Annotated in this window: 16 protein-coding genes; 10 read left to right on the top strand and 6 right to left on the bottom strand. The window is 62.6% G+C overall.

The genetic code is table 11. From position 1 onward, the window contains the following. Positions 1-71: 71 nt before the first annotated feature. Complete coding sequence (locus tag ABRP30_RS12425; RefSeq protein ID WP_372490484.1) at positions 72-1,100, bottom strand: alpha/beta hydrolase; 1,029 nt, start codon at positions 1,098-1,100, stop codon at positions 72-74. Positions 1,101-1,359: 259 nt separating this feature from the next. On the opposite strand from ABRP30_RS12425, the gene ABRP30_RS12420 reads away from it, so the two are divergent. The 3 genes from ABRP30_RS12420 to ABRP30_RS12410 all read left to right on the top strand — a co-directional run bounded on the left by ABRP30_RS12420 (position 1,360) and on the right by ABRP30_RS12410 (position 3,919). Then, positions 1,360-2,268, top strand: coding sequence for an AraC family transcriptional regulator (locus tag ABRP30_RS12420; protein ID WP_349975489.1), 909 nt, complete (start codon positions 1,360-1,362; stop codon positions 2,266-2,268). Between the two features lie 305 nt (positions 2,269-2,573). After that, entirely contained in the window at positions 2,574-3,269 is a 696-nt protein-coding gene (locus ABRP30_RS12415; protein WP_039601534.1) for a 3-oxoacid CoA-transferase subunit A, read from the top strand. A gap of 8 nt (positions 3,270-3,277) precedes the next feature. Further along, complete coding sequence (locus tag ABRP30_RS12410) at positions 3,278-3,919, top strand: 3-oxoacid CoA-transferase subunit B (protein ID WP_349975490.1); 642 nt, start codon at positions 3,278-3,280, stop codon at positions 3,917-3,919. A gap of 168 nt (positions 3,920-4,087) precedes the next feature. Here ABRP30_RS12410 and ABRP30_RS12405 read toward each other — a convergent pair whose 3' ends face one another. Then, a complete protein-coding gene (locus tag ABRP30_RS12405; RefSeq protein ID WP_267823670.1) occupies positions 4,088-4,465 on the bottom strand; it encodes a VOC family protein in 378 nt (125 codons plus the stop codon). A gap of 198 nt (positions 4,466-4,663) precedes the next feature. Here ABRP30_RS12405 and ABRP30_RS12400 point away from each other — a divergent pair, with 198 nt between their 5' ends. Further along, the gene (locus ABRP30_RS12400; protein WP_241806913.1) at positions 4,664-4,855 is read left to right on the top strand and encodes a hypothetical protein; all 192 of its coding nucleotides are present in this window, start codon (positions 4,664-4,666) and stop codon (positions 4,853-4,855) included. Positions 4,856-4,888: 33 nt separating this feature from the next. On the opposite strand, the gene ABRP30_RS12395 is transcribed toward ABRP30_RS12400, so the two are convergent. The 3 genes from ABRP30_RS12395 to ABRP30_RS12385 all read right to left on the bottom strand — a co-directional run bounded on the left by ABRP30_RS12395 (position 4,889) and on the right by ABRP30_RS12385 (position 7,842). Continuing rightward, entirely contained in the window at positions 4,889-5,122 is a 234-nt protein-coding gene (locus ABRP30_RS12395; protein ID WP_349975491.1) for a hypothetical protein, read from the bottom strand. 88 nt (positions 5,123-5,210) lie between these two features. Then, complete coding sequence (locus ABRP30_RS12390; RefSeq protein ID WP_267823665.1) at positions 5,211-6,833, bottom strand: methyl-accepting chemotaxis protein; 1,623 nt, start codon at positions 6,831-6,833, stop codon at positions 5,211-5,213. A gap of 205 nt (positions 6,834-7,038) precedes the next feature. After that, complete coding sequence (locus ABRP30_RS12385) at positions 7,039-7,842, bottom strand: outer membrane protein OmpK (protein ID WP_349975492.1); 804 nt, start codon at positions 7,840-7,842, stop codon at positions 7,039-7,041. A 639-nt stretch (positions 7,843-8,481) separates the two neighbouring features. Here ABRP30_RS12385 and ABRP30_RS12380 point away from each other — a divergent pair. The 6 genes from ABRP30_RS12380 to ABRP30_RS12355 all read left to right on the top strand — a co-directional run bounded on the left by ABRP30_RS12380 (position 8,482) and on the right by ABRP30_RS12355 (position 14,709). Continuing rightward, a complete protein-coding gene (locus tag ABRP30_RS12380) occupies positions 8,482-9,495 on the top strand; it encodes an ABC transporter substrate-binding protein (protein WP_349975493.1) in 1,014 nt (337 codons plus the stop codon). 39 nt (positions 9,496-9,534) lie between these two features. Continuing rightward, positions 9,535-10,560, top strand: a complete 1,026-nt coding sequence (locus tag ABRP30_RS12375; protein WP_267823662.1) for an aromatic ring-hydroxylating dioxygenase subunit alpha — start codon at positions 9,535-9,537, stop codon at positions 10,558-10,560. Positions 10,561-10,626: 66 nt separating this feature from the next. Continuing rightward, positions 10,627-11,481 carry an ABC transporter ATP-binding protein gene (locus ABRP30_RS12370; RefSeq protein ID WP_267823660.1) on the top strand — a complete coding sequence of 285 codons (855 nt, stop codon included), beginning with the start codon at positions 10,627-10,629 and terminating at the stop codon, positions 11,479-11,481. A 111-nt stretch (positions 11,482-11,592) separates the two neighbouring features. After that, positions 11,593-12,321 carry an ABC transporter permease gene (locus ABRP30_RS12365; protein WP_172655317.1) on the top strand — a complete coding sequence of 243 codons (729 nt, stop codon included), beginning with the start codon at positions 11,593-11,595 and terminating at the stop codon, positions 12,319-12,321. A gap of 16 nt (positions 12,322-12,337) precedes the next feature. Continuing rightward, positions 12,338-13,768, top strand: a complete 1,431-nt coding sequence (locus ABRP30_RS12360; protein ID WP_349975494.1) for an amidohydrolase family protein — start codon at positions 12,338-12,340, stop codon at positions 13,766-13,768. Continuing rightward, positions 13,765-14,709: a PDR/VanB family oxidoreductase gene (locus ABRP30_RS12355; protein ID WP_349975495.1), complete on the top strand. Its 945-nt coding sequence runs from the start codon at positions 13,765-13,767 to the stop codon at positions 14,707-14,709. The genes ABRP30_RS12360 and ABRP30_RS12355 overlap by 4 nt, the downstream gene beginning before the upstream one ends. A 12-nt stretch (positions 14,710-14,721) precedes the next feature. Here the strand turns inward: ABRP30_RS12355 and ABRP30_RS12350 are convergent, their stop codons facing one another. Further along, positions 14,722-15,339, bottom strand: coding sequence for a dTMP kinase (locus ABRP30_RS12350; protein ID WP_349975496.1), 618 nt, complete (start codon positions 15,337-15,339; stop codon positions 14,722-14,724). Positions 15,340-15,455: the final 116 nt, after the last annotated feature.

The raw sequence follows: 15,455 nt of genomic DNA, 5'->3' as shown, positions 1-15,455 counted from the left end.
CGGTCTTCCCATTGCAAAGACGCAGGTACCTACGCCCAGCCGAGAGAGGCTGGGCCTGGCAGTAGTGCTGGTTATTTGAGGTGTTCGCTGAAGAATGCCGTCAGCTTGCCAAAGGGGATCAATGCGACGCGGTCATAGAGGTCGACGTGGCCAGCACCCGGCACGATCACCAGTTGCTTGGGTTCGCCGGCAAGGCGATACGCCTCTTCACTGAACTCACGGGAGTGGGCGTCCTCCCCCGCGATGAACAACATTGGGCGTGGCGAGATCGTCTCGATGTCATTGAACGGGTAGAAGTTCATGAACCTGACATTACTGGTCAGTGTGGGATGTGTCGTCAAAAGCGGCGACAACCCTTTGGGGGTGAACTCGCCCCGAGGCGTGCGGTAAAAGTCGTAGAACTCACGCTCAATGGCGTTGGAATGCTCGGTCAGCTTGTCGACCGTTCCACTGGTGTACAAGGTGTCACCGCCGGCAAACTCGACATCCCGCTGAGCTGCTGCTTGAGCTATGGCCTTCTTGCGCTGCTCGACCGTTACCGCATGCTTGAGGCCGTTGCGATTGGCGCCGCCCATGTCGTACATGCTGACCGTAGCAATGGCTTTCATCCGCGGATCAATTTTCGCCGCACTGATGGCAAAGCTGCCACTGCCGCAGATGCCCAGCACACCGATGCGATTGCGATCGACGAATCCCTGAGCGCCAAGATAGTCGACCGCCGCACTGAAGTCTTCGGCGTAGATGTCCGGGGATACCAGGTTGCGCGGACGCCCTCCACTTTCACCCCAGAACGATAGATCGATGGCCAAGGTGACGAAGCCCTGCTCTGCCAGCTTCTGGGCGTACAGATTCGCGCTCTGTTCCTTAACTGCGCCCATCGGATGGCCGACGATGATCGCGGGGTAACGGGTTCCGCGCTCAAGGGTTTGAGGAACGAACAGGTTCCCGACCGTCGTCATCTGAAACTGATTCTTGAAGGAAACCCGTTCGCGTGACACCTGGTCACTCTTGTAGAAATTGTCGGCTTCATGGGACATATCGGCGGCTCCCGCAGTGAATGAGCTGGCCATCAAGGCAAACGCTAGGAACAAAGTCTTCAACGCACGCATGCTTGTCTGCTCGAAATGTAATGGGTGCGAGGGGCCTGCTCGGCTGAGCACGCTGGCCCCGTCGCCAGTAGCCATCTTCGTCGCACGCAGCGCTTCATCAATAGAGCAAACGGGTAGTTTTATTGCCTGATTCTCCAGCACCTAGCGACTGGGCATGGACAGAGGAGGCACTGCGCCCGTAATGTTTTCACACGATGATCGGAAGCTTCCTATGCCTGCCACCCTGCCACCGCCCTCCTCAACGAACCCCATGGCCAAGCTGTGCAAGGTGATCGGCGCGCACGCGCCCACGGCTGGCGATTTCACGACTCAAATCGCAGACCTCAGCGTCTACCGACGTAACGTAACCGCCCCACCGATTACCTGTATCCTCGAGCCGAGTATCGTGCTGGTGGTGCAGGGCGCCAAGGAGATGGTCATCGGTAGCCAGGCCTTCCCCTACGACACATCCCGCTTTCTCGTCACCTCGCTGAACATCCCGGCGAATTCGGCGGTGACCATGGCCAGCGAGCTGGCCCCTTGCCTGGGCCTGGTGTTCAAGCTGGACCTGCGCACACTGGCGGAATTGATCGCACAAGATGGTCGCCTGCCAGTGAGTGGGCAGTCCTTTCACACCAGCGCTGGAGTCGGTGAGTTGGGCCCGAAGTTACTGCAGAGCTTCACCCGCCTGATCGAACTGCTGGAGGAGCCCGATGCCATACCTGTGCTCTGGCCGCTCATTCAGCGGGAAATCCACTACCGGTTGCTGCTGAGTGACCAGGCCCCGCTGCTGCGCCATATCGCTAGCGTGGGCAGCAAGGGGCACCGAATCGCCAAGGCCATCGACTGGATGAAACTGAACTACGCCGCGCCGCTGCGGGTGGAGGAGCTCGCCTCCCAGGTGCAGATGGGGCTCTCGACCTTCCACCAGCATTTCCGTCAGCTGACCGCCATGAGCCCGCTGCAATACCAGAAATGGCTGCGGTTGAACGAGGCGAAACGGCTGATGCTCAACGAGCATCTGGATGCCGCCACCGCGGCCTTCAAGGTCGGCTACGAAAGCCCCTCGCAGTTCAGCCGTGAATACGGGCGCCAGTTCGGCACGCCGCCAAAGCGCGATATTGCAGAACTGCGCCTGAGCGCGGAAAGATCAACTGCGTCCTCGCCCAGCGTGCCCTGAGCCCTGGGTTGTAGCCATGGTGTAGCGGCGTCAGGCCGCGCCCGGTCCGCAGCCATGCAGGAACTCAGCTTTAGTCCAGCGCATTGCTCCGCGGCATGGCCCACAGGGGTAACAGACCCGCCCGCAGATCGCACAATGGTTCGATAATCGCACACCATCCGCTTACCCCCTCTCTACTTGTGCCCGATCTTGCGGCACGCTTAGCACATGCAGCAAACATGTCCCAAGCGCTGGCTGGCCCCCTGTTCGAAGGGCGCGCCAGGCAGGCCCACAACCCATACTCCAGGAACAACCAGGAGCTCGCTTTGATCAATAAAACATATGAGTCCATCGCCAGCGCGGTGGAAGGAATCACAGACGGGTCGACCATCATGGTCGGTGGTTTTGGCACTGCCGGCATGCCGTCCGAGCTGATCGATGCGCTGATCGATACCGGTACTCGCGACCTGACCATCATCAGCAACAACGCCGGCAATGGCGAGATTGGCCTGGCCGCCCTGCTCAAGGCCGGCAGCGTGCGCAAGGTGGTCTGCTCCTTCCCACGCCAGTCCGACTCCTACGTCTTCGACGAACTGTATCGGGCCGGCAAGATCGAGCTGGAAGTGGTGCCGCAAGGCAACCTGGCCGAACGTATCCGTGCAGCAGGCTCGGGCATCGGTGCATTCTTCTCGCCGACCGGCTACGGCACGCTGCTGTCCGAAGGCAAGGAAACCCGCGAGATCGATGGTCGCCAGTACGTGCTGGAAATGCCGCTGCACGCCGACTTCGCGCTGATCAAGGCGTACAAGGGTGACCGTTGGGGCAACCTGATCTACCGCAAGGCGGCGCGTAACTTCGGCCCGATCATGGCCATGGCGGCCAAGACCGCCATCGCTCAGGTCGACCAGATCGTCGAACTCGGTGAACTGGACCCGGAACACATCATCACCCCGGGCATCTTCGTGCAGCGCGTGGTCGCCGTTACCGGCGCTGCTGCTTCTTCGATCGCCAACGCTGTCTGAGGCCTGCCATGACCATTACCACAAAACTTTCCCGCACCCAGATGGCCCAGCGTGTGGCCGCAGACATCCAGGAAGGCGCGTATGTGAATCTGGGCATCGGCGCGCCAACGCTGGTGGCCAACTACCTGGGCGACAAGGAAGTGTTTCTGCACAGCGAAAACGGCTTGCTGGGCATGGGCCCGAGCCCCGCGCCGGGCGAGGAAGACGATGACCTGATCAACGCCGGCAAGCAGCACGTGACCCTGCTCACCGGGGGTGCGTTCTTCCACCACGCCGACTCCTTCTCGATGATGCGTGGCGGCCACCTGGACATCGCCGTTCTGGGCGCCTTCCAGGTGTCGGTCAAAGGTGACCTGGCCAACTGGCACACCGGCGCTGAGGCTTCGATCCCGGCCGTAGGCGGCGCGATGGACCTGGCCACCGGCGCGCGCCAGGTGTTCGTGATGATGGACCACCTGACCAAGACGGGCGAAAGCAAGATCGTGCCTGAGTGCACGTACCCGCTGACCGGTATCGGCTGCGTCAGCCGCATCTACACCGACCTGGCCGTGCTGGAAGTGACCTCCGACGGCCTGAAAGTGGTAGAGATCTGCGCTGACATCGACTTCGACGAGTTGCAGAAGCTCAGTGGCGTGCCGCTGATCAAGTAAGCTGCTGCCTGTATCCGCCTGGCGGCGAAGGGGCCGAGAACCCCATTGCCGCCGTGGCGCCGTCGTACTGCGATAGACCAGCCCGCCTTTTCAGCCTTCTGCGCCCCCTTGCCCGGCGCGCCTCTTGTCACGCTTGGTGACGCCTGTGACGCCCATTGCCAGCTTTTGTCACAACTGCTCGGAAATCTCGATCAGGTTGAGATCCGGGTCGCGCACGTACACGGAACGGATAGGCCCGGTCGCACCGGTTCGCTGAATCGGCCCCTCGATGATCGGCCAACGCTGACGTTCCAGCTGCGCGATGACCGCTTCCAGGCTGACACTGGCGATGAAGCACAGGTCCAATGCGCCCGGAACAGGCAGATGAGCTTTGGGCTCGAACTCATGCCCCCGCACATGTACATTGATCTTCTGATTGCCGTAGCAGAACGCCAAGCGTCCTTGGCCGAAGGTTTCCAGGCGCATGCCGAGCACGCGGCCATAGAAGTCTTTGCATGCATCGACATCGACGGTGGTCAGTACCAGGTGGTCCAGATGGTCAATCACGTCGCGATCTCCGGTTCTGTTGGGGGCTTGGTGACGCGCAAAACGTTCCCTGGCAACTTTTGAAGGGCCCGCTCTGCTTAAATTGCTTTCGGAATGAACGTTTTACCCACTTGACCACTCCATGTACCGCATCATCATTGCCAGCCGCCACAAAAGCGCAGTGAAGGATCCTGCGCGAGTTCCATGGAGAGGAAGATCATGAGTGTCACCCTGAAATGCCTCAAGTGCGGTGGGCAAGATTTGGTAAAGCCCGGCAGGCTCCACAGAAAATCGATTGTCACCTGCCGGGAGTGTAATGCCATCGCTCAGTACGGGGACCTGGTGGAAGCAGCGGGTCGGCGGTTGCTCGCTGAGCTTCAGCAGCAGCTGGCCGGCTTGAAGGCAGGCTGAGCAGCCTGCACGCGCGCAGCCCGCCGACCACGCCTACTCGCCTGGATGTACTTCGACTTGGGTTATCTCAAGCGATTTGGCCTGCTGCAGGATCTCCGTCGGGGAGGCATCTGCAGCTGGCATCACCAGGCTGTTTTCGCCATCCCCGTAATGCAACACAATCAAATGCAACGCGGCTTCGTGAAGCGAAAGCCCGTGCTGTTTGAGCTCGAAACGGTGATAACGCGGTTCGCCCTTGAACAGGTACGTCAGGTTGTACGTGTGCATGCTGACCTCTCTAGTGCTGGATAGGTAAATATCCTGACCAGTGGGTCAGCATATGGTTCGACTCATGTCGACCCTCATCCCTCGGTTGTCAGAGCTGAAAACGCTTCATCATCCCGTTCAAGCCGATCGACAAGCTGGCCAGCTCCTGGCTCGCCGTGCTGATCTGGTCCGCGCCCTCAGAGGTCTGCACGGCAAGTTCCCGAATATTCAACAGGTTACGATCGACTTCTCGAGCCACTTGTGCCTGTTCTTCAGTGGCACTGGCCACCACCATATTGCGCTCATGGATCGTGGTCGCGCCATCGGTGATCTCATCCAGTGCCTGCCCGGCCAACTCAGCCACCTGCAGGGTATGCCCCACCTGCTGGCTGTTGCTGTGCATCGACTCCACCACCCGCGCCGTGCCGCTGCGAATGGCGTTGATCATTTCCTCGATCTCCAGTGTCGAGGTCTGGGTCCGCGCTGCCAGCGCACGGACTTCATCTGCCACCACGGCAAAGCCGCGCCCCGCTTCACCCGCCCTCGCCGCCTCGATCGCGGCGTTGAGCGCCAGCAAGTTGGTCTGCCCGGCAATGGCGCCGATCACATCGAGTACCTTGCCCACTTCCTGCGACTGCACCGCCAGCGCTTCGATCTGCCGCGACGCCTCATGTACATCCTGGCTCATCTTGCCGATCGAACTGATCGCCTCGCCCACCCGCTGACGACCGCGCCGCGCCGCGTCTTCGGACTGACGGGAGATTTCCGAGGTGCTCACGGTATTACGCGCCACCTCTTCCACCGCCACGCTCATCTGCGTCACGGCAGTCGCCGCTTGCTGGATCTCGTCGTTCTGCCGGTTGAGGTCGCGGGAGGTTTGCTGGGTAATCGCCGACATCTGTTCACTGGCCGCCGCCAGCTGATGGGAGGAATCGCCGATCAGCCGCAGGGCGTCCTTCAGGCTGGCCTGCATCGCCGCCAGGGCATGCATCAACTGGGTCGCCTCGTCGCGGCCAGTGGCATGCACGGTGTGGGAAAGGTCGCCCTGGGCAATGTTCTGTGCCACGTCGATGGCTTCACGCAGCGGGCTGACGATACTACGGGTCAGCAACCAGGCAAGGCCAATGGTCAGCACCAGCACCAGGCCAAGTACACCGAAGGTCAGGTACAGGGCACTCTGGTACTCAGCGCGGGCGTGGGCGGTGTGCTGTTCGGCGGTGTCGCTGCTGAACTTGACCAGGTTGTCGTATAGCTCACCGATACGGTTGGAAATGTCCTGCATGGCGCCACTGAGCATCGTCTGCATCTGGGCTACCTGGTTTTGCTCGGACAACGCCTTGTACTGGTCGAGCAGCACACGGTATTCGTCGATCAGGTGCTGCATCTCGGTAAAGGCCGGTTTGCCCGCCGCTGGCAATACTGCACCGTAGCCCTCTACACCCTTGTCGAGCAGGCCTTTGAGCACCTCCAGGCGCGCCAGGGTCGGTGCCAACTGCGCGGGCTCACGGGCGATGGCCATGCGCATGGTGATGATGCGCAGGCCCAGCATGTGGCTGCGCACTTCGCCCAGGTAGCGGGTGCCGACGTTGGTCACCTGCTCGGTATACACCACCGCTTCGCGCATGCTGGAGATCTTGTTGATGGAAAACAGCCCGAGCACTACGACCAGTGCAGCGATCAGGCTGAAACTCAGGTAAGAGCGAGTAGCGATATTGAGATGGCGCAGGCGCATGGGGGACGTATCCGGATGGCAGTGGGATGTACTACCCATTACGTTCGGCACGTTAATCAGAAGGTTGAGTGCATGAAGGGCGTTAGCGCCCGATAATCGAACATTATCGATTTCGCGCTCATGAGCATCGGGCGCAGCCCGTGCTGCGCTCGATGCAATACTCATTTGGAAACAACGGGATACGCCACAATCCTAATATGTTTTCTCAAAAGTGCGCCTTGACCAGTACACTTACTGAATTCTGATCCGTCGGGAACCCGTGGCTGTCCTCGATCCCATACTTGTCCGACCAGTAATCCCATTCGAGCCCCGCATACAACCGCTTCGGCGTGTGCCCGAGGGCCTTGCCAACGTCGTATTTGACCTGCGGATTGAAGTGGAAGCTCTTGGCCACGTAATCCGACGTACCCTTGCTGCCCACGTCATTCACGTACCACTCCAGGTAACCATCGAACAGAATGTCCGACCGCCCCAGCGGTAGGGTCATCGCCCAGGTCGGGTTGATCTGCCATTGCCCTGACGCCTTGCCGGTAATCCCGTCGGGCTTGCGGTAATAGGTATTGAGCGAAAAGCGATCGAACCCCGGGATAGTCAAGTCCACGGCAGGCCCCAGCAGGTACTTGCGATTACGCCCCTCGCCACGCTCGTAGGTGGCGGCGATCAGTACATCTTTGACGATGCCAAAGCGCAGGTTCTGTCCGCTGACCTTGCCCAGCGATAACCGCGGAGAGAATTCACCGTAGTAGGTATGGCCGTCATTGCCCGACAACCCGTTGGACCATTTGTTGTCGACGAACAGAAACACATCCCCCCAGTTCCAACCGCTGGCGTGTTCGAAGGTGACGGTCTGCTGGATGTCGTTGCCGGTGCCGTCGACTTTGTAATTGTGGCCGTAGAGGTAGCTCAGGCTATTGTCGTACCACATCAGCGGGCCGGCCTGGGCGCCGGAGGCACAGAGGGGCAGGAAGCAGTAGCTAAGGCAGGCAAGAGGGGTGAGTTTCATGGGCATCCCTTGGGTCGAGGTCGGTGAGGTTCACCAGCAAGGGATTCAGCGGACGGACCTCTCCTCTGGCCACGATGCAAACCGTGGCGCCACCCTTGCCGGGTGTGCGGCGTGCTGCCGCCAGAGCAATGTCCCATGCCATATCTGGCACTGACCGCTTCTACTCGACTGTGCCATAGCAGGGCGCGTGCCAACTGATCGAATACAGTCTAGATCAGTGATTGTGGCCAATTTATGGGATTACTGAGTACCAGGCCACCCATGGATTGCGCACTCTAATGGCGCCCGGCAGTCCTGCCTTGCACCTTCCCGGATCACTGTCCTGCCCTCGCAACACCTACCTGCACCTGAACAGCCCGTTTTTGGCGGTCGCCGCACATTGGCACGCTTCTGGCTTGAGCTGCCTTCGAGTAGAAGCGGTCAGTGCCAGACATGGCATGGGGCATTGCTCTTGCGCCTTGGATAGGGCGTACATCCGAGCGGATGATTTGCACGAGGCCTGCCGGCCCTGGGCAAGTAGAGAAGTGTCAGCCGTGGCTGCTGCATGCTGTGCACCCCTCCTCTTGCTGCGTTCTCTCTCCGCTCGGTCCTCGCTGGCGTGTTCCCGAACACCTGGCGCATTTCGAATCGAGGTGGAGAACAATCATGAAAAACCGCTTTGCTTTGACTTACCCGCTTCGCTCGCTGCTTGGCGCAGCAGTGTTCAGCAGCGCCTCCCTGGCCATGGCCAACGACAAAGTCGTGTTGCTCACCTCTTGGTACGCCCAGGCAGAACAGGGTGGCTTTTACCAGGCCGTGGCCGATGGCTTGTACGAAAAAGAAGGCCTGGATGTGTCCATCCGCATGGGCGGCCCACAGGTCAACGGCATGCAGTTGCTGGTCAGCAAGCAAGCCGACTTCATCGTCAACTACGACCTGCAGATCCTCAAGAGCGTGGAGCAAGGGCTGCCGGTGGTCGCGGTGGCTGCACCTTTCCAAGGTGACCCGCAGGGCTTGATGACGCACGCCGATGTCAACGGCCTGGACGGCCTGAAAAACAAGCAGGTGCTGGTCTCTACGTCCGGCCAGCAGACCTGGTGGCCCTGGCTCAAGGGCAAGTACCAGCTCGAGGACAACCAGGCACGGCCCTACACCTTCAACCTGCAACCCTTCCTCGCCGGCGCCGACACCACCCAGCAGGCCTACGCCAGCTCGGAACTGTTCCAGGCCATCAAGGCCGGCCAGAAACCCAACTTCTTCCTGTTCGCCGATGCCGGTTACCCGCCCTACGGCTCCACCGTGGTCACCCGCCAGGACGTCATCGACCAGCATCCCGAGCGGGTCGCCGGTTTTGTCCGCGCCTCGCTCGAAGGCTGGAAACGCTACCTGGCCAACCCCGCGGCGGGCAATGCGCTGATCAAGCGCGACAACCCCAACATGAGCGATGAACTGCTGGCCTGGGGCGTCTCGACGCTCAAGCAATACCAGCTGGTCACCGGTGGCGATGCTGCCAGCCACGGCATCGGCACGATGAATGACGCCCGCTGGCAAGCCACCCGCGACTTCATGGTCCAGGCCGGCCTGCTCGGCGCCGCGGCCCCTTGGCAGAAAGCCTACACCACTCGCTTCGTGCAAGACCTCAATGTGCAGCCCGACACCGTCCAGGCGGCCAGCCGCTGAGCCTTGTAACAACAACCGATACCGTGAGGAAACTGGATCATGCTGGTCACCAAACAACCTGTATTGCGACGCTTCTGGTACGCCCTGCTGCCCATGACGGCGCTGGACGACGGGCCACAACCCTTCACTTTGCTGGGTGAAGCCCTGGTCCTCTGGAAGCGGCCCGACGGCACCCCGGTAGCGATGCGCGACCGTTGCTGCCACCGCACCGCCAAACTATCCAAGGGCTTTGTCAGCGAAGACGGCAATATCGCCTGCGGCTACCACGGCTGGGAGTATGACTGCAGCGGCGCCTGCGTGAAGATCCCGCAGAACCCCACGGGGGCGATACCACCGGGCGCAGCCGTCAAGGCCTACCATTGCCAGGAAAAGTATGGCTATGCCTGGGTCGCGCTGGACGATCCGCTGCAGCCGATCCCCGACTTCCCCGAAGACGGCGCCCCCGGTTACCGGCGTATCTTCCAGTTCTATGAAGAGTGGAAAACCAGCCCGCTGCGGGTAATGGAGAACTCGTTCGACAACTCGCATTTTTCCTTCGTGCACAAAGCCAACTTCGGCCTGTTCGACCAGCCGCAACCGGCCAGCTATGACTTTCGCGAAACCGACTACGGCTTTGAAGCCGAGACCCGCGTGCCCATCCGCAACCCTGAAGAAAGCTTCGCCATTACCGGCACCCGTGCGCCGATCACCGAGCGCCACTTGGTCAACCGCTACTACCTGCCATTCTCCCGCCGCTTTGGCTGCATGTACCCGGACAGCGGCATCCACCACATCATCTACAACTGCGCCACACCGATCGATGACGGCCGGCTGATGCTGGTGCAGTGGCTCTATCGCAATGACAGCGAGACCGACTGCCCGACCCAGGCGCTGATCGACTGGGACGCGGCGATCACCGCCGAAGACCGTGACATCCTTGAGGCCACCGACCCGGACGCCTGCGTCGATACCCGGCGGCGTGTGGAGCTGCACATGCCCTCGGACAAGCCAGGCCTGGTGATCCGCCGGCAACTGCTGGGCCTGCTCGAAGCCCACGGCGAAAGCGAAGTATTCGCCAGCCACTGACCGCCTGTTCGGCGCCCCGGTGTGCCGGGGCATATGCAACCGCTCATGACCTTATGGGAGAGCGCCATGTTGATGCAGACCCTATCCGAAACCCGCGCCCAGCTGCAGGCGCCACCCAACGCCGACGCGTTGGGTGGCGATACGCCGCTGTTCGCCAACCAGGTCGAGAAGACCTACAGCAACGGCACCGTCGCCCTGCACCGCGTCAAGCTGGCGATCCAGCGCGGCGAGTTCGTGTCGTTGCTGGGCCCGTCAGGCTGCGGCAAAAGCACCTTGTTGAAAATGTTCGCCGGCCTTGAACAACCCTCGGCAGGCCACGTGCGCTGGTGGGGCAAGGATGCCCCAGGCAGCGAGCCATTGGGCACCGGTGCGGGGCGTAGCCTGGCGATGGTGTTCCAGGAGGCGACCTTGATGCCCTGGGCCAAGGTGCAGGACAACGTGCGCCTGCCGCTGGACCTCGCCGGCATGCCCAAAGCCCACAGCCAGCCCAAGGTACAGGCGGCGCTGGAGCTGGTAGGCCTGGGCGCGTTCGGCCAGGCCTACCCCCGCGAGTTGTCGGGCGGCATGCAGATGCGCGCATCGATCGCCCGGGCGTTGGCCACCGAACCCAACCTGCTGTTGATGGACGAGCCGTTCGGCGCCCTGGACGAGTTCACCCGTAACAAGCTCGACAGCGACCTGCGCCAGCTCTGGGCCCAGCGCGACCTGACCGTGGTGTTCGTCACCCACAGCATCTTCGAGGCGGTGTACCTGTCATCGCGGGTGGTGGTGATGGGTGCCCGACCCGGGCGGGTGATCGCCGATGTGCCCATCGACGGCCCGCTGCAGCGGGATGAGGCCTACCGCACCTCCCCCGCCTTCATCGCCCAGTGCGCCCACCTGTCCCGGCTGCTGGCCCAGGCCAACGGCGAGCCTGCTTGAGCGCATAACTTCAGAGCACAACATGAGAGCCCTGACATGAGTCGACCCTCTACTCCCTGGCTACACAACCCCACGGTGCTGCGCATCGCTTCGCCGCTGCTGGTCGGCGCTGTGCTGCTGGGCCTCTGGCAGCTGGCATGCATTGCCTGGCAAGTACCGGTCTACCTGGTGCCATCACCCGCCGACATCGGCCGCACGCTGATCAGCGACGGGCCCATGCTGCTCGGTGCGCTGTGGATGACCCTGAAGATCACCTTCCTCTCGTTCGCCCTCGCAGTGGTCATCGGTACCCTGGCCGCATTCGTGTTCGTACAGAGCCGGCTGGTGGAAGCCAGCCTGTTCCCCTACGCGATATTGCTGCAGGTGACGCCGGTGGTGGCGATTGCACCGCTGATCATCATCTGGTGCAGCGACACCACCCTGGCGCTGGTGATCTGCGCCACCCTGGTGGCGGTATTTCCGATCATCGCCAACACTGTGCTGGGCCTGCGCAGCGTCAACCCGGGGCTGCTCAACCTGTTCCGCCTCAATCGCGCCAGCCGCTGGCAGGTGCTGTTGCGCCTGCGTATTCCCAGTGCCTTGCCGTGCTTCTTCGCCGGCCTGCGCATTGCCAGTGGCCTGGCATTGATCGGCGCTGTGGTGGCCGAATTCGTGGCCGGCACCGGAGGCACCGGCGCCGGGCTGGCGTACCAGATCCTGCAAGCGGGCTTTCAGCTCAATATTCCGCGGCTGTTCGCCGCCCTGGTGCTGATCGCCCTGACCGGCGTCGCATTGTTCAGCCTGATGGCCCTGCTGGCACGTTTGAGCCTGCGCCACTGGCACGAAAGTGAACTGGGTTAAGCCCTTGGAGCCCCTCATGAACCCTACCGACAGCTGGCTGATCCGCAACGCCAGCGCCATCCTCACCGGCCTGCCCGGCGCAGCCGCCCGCCACGCCGGGCCGGACATCCGTATCAGCCAAGGGCGCATCGCTGCCCTCGGCGCTTTGCAACCGCTGGCCGCAGAGCAAGTGCTCGACGCCACCGACTGCGTGGTTTACCCAGGTTGGGTGAATACCCATCATCATCTGTTCCAATCACTGCTCAAAGGGATCCCGGCTGGCATCGATCACAGCCTGGGGGCGTGGTTGGCCGCGGTGCCCTATCGCTACCGCGGCCTGTTCGATGAGCACAGCTTCCGCCTGGCCGCGCGTATCGGCCTGGTAGAGCTTGCCCGCTCCGGCTGCAGCACGGTCGCGGATCATCATTACCTGTACCTGCCAGGCATGGCCTTTGATAGCGCGCAGATTCTGTTCGAGGAGGCAGAGCGACTAGGCCTGCGTTTCGTGCTGTGCCGAGGCGGCGCAACCCAGGTGCGCCAGGCCGAAGGCGCCGCCAGTGCCGGCCCGGAAACCCTCGAACAGTACCTTGATGACGTCGGGCGGCTGGTGCGCACCTACCACGACCCTGCCCCCGACGCCTGGCGCCGGGTGGTGATGGCGCCCACCAGCCCGCCTTACTCGATGCCGCCAGAGCACCTGCGCGAAACCGCCCGCGCTGCACGCAAGCTGGGCATCCGCCTGCACAGCCACCTGAGCGAAACGGTGGAGTACCAGAACGAGGTACAGCGCCGCTACAACCTGTCTCCGGTGGCGTTTTGCGCAGAGCACGAGTGGCTCGGCGCTGACGTGTGGTTCGCCCATCTGGTCAAGCTCAGCCGCGAGGAAATCCGCCTGCTGGGCGCCACCGGTACCGGCATTGCCCACTGCCCGCAAAGCAACGGGCGTTTGGGCAGCGGCATCGCCGATATCCTGGCGATGGAAGCGGCCGGCATGCCGATCTCGATCGGTGTCGACGGCGCAGCCTCCAACGAAGCCTGCGACATGATCAGCGAAACCCACGCCGCCTGGTTGATGCAACGGGCCAAGGCCGGTGAGCGGGCGTTGCCCGACTATGCAGGCGGCGAGCTAGAAGGCGGCGCCCATGCCGCCAGCGTGGAAGACGTGGTGCGTTGGGGCACCGCCGGTGGGGCTCAGGTGCTCGGGCTGAACGCCCTTGGCACGCTGCAGGTCGGCATGGCAGCGGACCTGGCGGTCTACCGCCTGGACCAGCCGCGGTACTTCGGCTTGCATGACCCGGGCATTGCGCCCGTGGTGGGGGGTGGCCGGCCGACCTTGCGGGCTTTGTTGGTAGGTGGGCGCCTGAGCGTGGACAACGACACGATACCTGGCCTGGACCTCGCCGAACTGGGTAGCCAGGCCCGTGAGGCCGTGCTGCGCCTGCAGCGCGCTGCGGGGGTGCGCGCATGAGCTGGACCTCATTGCAAGTACGCGCCTTGCGCCTGGAAGCTGACGACGTGCTGGGTGTCGAGCTCGGCACGCCGGGCGGCGCACCGCTGCCGCTGAGCTGGGCCGCCGGCGCCCATGTCGACCTGCGCCTGGGCAACGGCATGGTCCGCCAGTATTCGGTGGTCAGCCTGCCCGAAGAGGGCCATCTGTACCTGGGCATCAAGCGTGAGCCTGCCTCACGCGGCGGTTCACAGTGGCTGCACGAGCACCTGCGCCTGGGCGCACGGATCGAGGTCGGCACCCCGCGCAACCAGTTTGCCCTGCAACCGGGCACAGGCTCAGTGGTATTGCTGGCGGCCGGCATCGGCATCACGCCCCTGCTGCCGATGTACCGCCAATGCCTGGCCCAAGGGCGCGCGGTGCGCCTGCTGTATTTCACCCGTGACGCGCACCCGCTGCCGCTGGTCCAGCGCCAGGGCCTGCCCATCGAAGTATTCAGCGGCTTGCGCGCTGCGCAGATCAAGCAAGCCTTGAGCGAGCTGTTGCCCGTTTGGCAGCCCGACGCCAGCGTGTATTGCTGCGGGCCCGCAGGGTTCATGGACAGTGTGGAGCACGCCGCTCTCAACCAGGGCTGGCCAGCATCGGCCCTGTACCGCGAGCACTTCAAGCCCGGCGAGCCCACCGCCGTAACCCATTCCAGCTGCACACTGGTGTTGCAGCGCAGCGGGCATGAGGTGCAGGTACAAACGGGCGAGAGCCTGTTGCAAGCCGCTGCGCGGGTCGGGGTGGACCTGCCCATCTCGTGCGGCATGGGCATTTGCGGCGCGTGCATGTGCCGGGTCATCGAGGGCACGCCAGAGCACCGTGACGAGTGCCTGACCGAAGCTCAACGCAGCAGCGGGGAATGGATCACGCCGTGTGTTTCAGGGGCGCGCTCTTCGCGCTTGGTGCTCGATGCCTGAAAGCTGCACGCACTAAGGGCGTCGAAGCACGCGGTGAATCGCTGAAACCACCTGCAGCGTAGCGTCTTCGATCGTCCCTTCATTGCGGCACATCAGCCAGCCGTTGTCTGCAACGGCTCGCTCGAAGGCCTGGGTACAGGCCACATGCTCTTCGAACCTGTGCATCACCGTGCTGCTCAACCCGCGCGTGCGTGCCGTCGCCCTCGCCCATGAAATAGCCGGGGCGGTGACCACCCCCACATGCAGGTCGGGTATGCGCACATCACAAGCGGTGTTCAGGCGCAGAATCCCAGGGAACGGGATCAGCCGGCGAAATGCAGCGTCCGAAGGGTACCAGCGGTCGATCAGGATGATGCTGTCCGGCGGCTGCCTGGCCAGCACGTGCCGGGATATCCACGCACGGCTCTGGGCAAAGCGCTCACAGATCGCCAGCTCAAGGTCCGGGCTGGGGTTTCTGACGAACTGGTTGACCAGTGCCATGGTTTCAGCCCTGTAGGGGTCGCTTTTTCGCTCGCAGATGCGGATGACTTTCAGCCCGTCAGCCCGCAGTGCCTGGGTGACTGACTCCAACAATGTGGTTTTGCCGGTGCCCTTGGGCCCGTCCATGGAGACGAACAGCGAACGGCTCATGAAGCGGGGCTTGCGGTGGGCATAGGGTGCAACGGCATCTTGATTCCTTGGCGAAGGCAGAGGTGAGCATTCTACAGCGTGGTGACGTCCCTGCATCGCTTGATGAAGCCGACTCC

Source organism: Pseudomonas sp. WHRI 8519 (genome assembly GCF_040224055.2).
Classification (GTDB): Bacteria; Pseudomonadota; Gammaproteobacteria; order Pseudomonadales; family Pseudomonadaceae; genus Aquipseudomonas; species Aquipseudomonas putida_X.
The sequence above is the reverse complement of the archived record's forward strand: the minus strand, read 5'-3'. Positions and strand labels throughout refer to the sequence as shown.